Origin of the sequence: Massilia sp. LXY-6, assembly GCF_051233485.1 — a bacterium.
GTDB lineage: Bacteria > Pseudomonadota > Gammaproteobacteria > Burkholderiales > Burkholderiaceae_D > Telluria.
The window spans coordinates 1-538 of record NZ_JBKFGF010000118.1 but is presented as its reverse complement, the minus strand read 5'-3'; the positions used below and the strand labels follow the sequence as shown (position 1 = coordinate 538).

General features: G+C 60.6%; 1 protein-coding gene. It reads right to left on the bottom strand.

All coding sequences use genetic code 11. From position 1 onward, the window contains the following. Nucleotides 1-89: 89 nt before the first annotated feature. Nucleotides 90-538, bottom strand: a 449-nt coding sequence (locus tag ACI48D_RS26075; protein WP_435574144.1) for a group II intron maturase-specific domain-containing protein, incomplete at its 5' end; no start/stop codon positions are given.

Here is a 538-nt window from a genome sequence, read left to right as displayed (position 1 = left end):
GATCGGCATAGGGGACAGCCCAGATGGGCTGCTCCCCTGCCACACCACCCGGCATGCGGGTCCGCACCGGGCGGTTCGAGTAGTTGAGGTCAAGACAGGCGAGGTGCGCCCAGTCGGTCGAAGTAGCCGATAGTCAGCACTGTTTTCAGCAGCCTATCGCTGTTGCGCCACCAGCGGCGGCTATTCGCCGCCACTTGCTTTGCCACCGACGGCGCAGCGCCAAGCTTCAGCAATTCCCGATACATGGTGGTTCCGCGCTTCCAGTGTTTGAGCTGGATAGCCCGCAGCCTGTGACGTAGCCATTCATCGAGTCTGCGCCAAATCTTGGGCGTTTGCGCTAACTGGAAATACCCCTTCCATCCCTGCATATAAGAACGAAGTCGCTGCACCACTTCCGACATGCAGCGCCCACCGGATCGGCAGGTCATCTCCCGGATGCGTTGTTTGAACGTGCTCAGCGGCTTATCGGCCACCTTGCGCTTGACTTCGCGCCCCGGCCCTACCCAAAGACTGTAACCGAGGAACTTGCGGCCGAAGA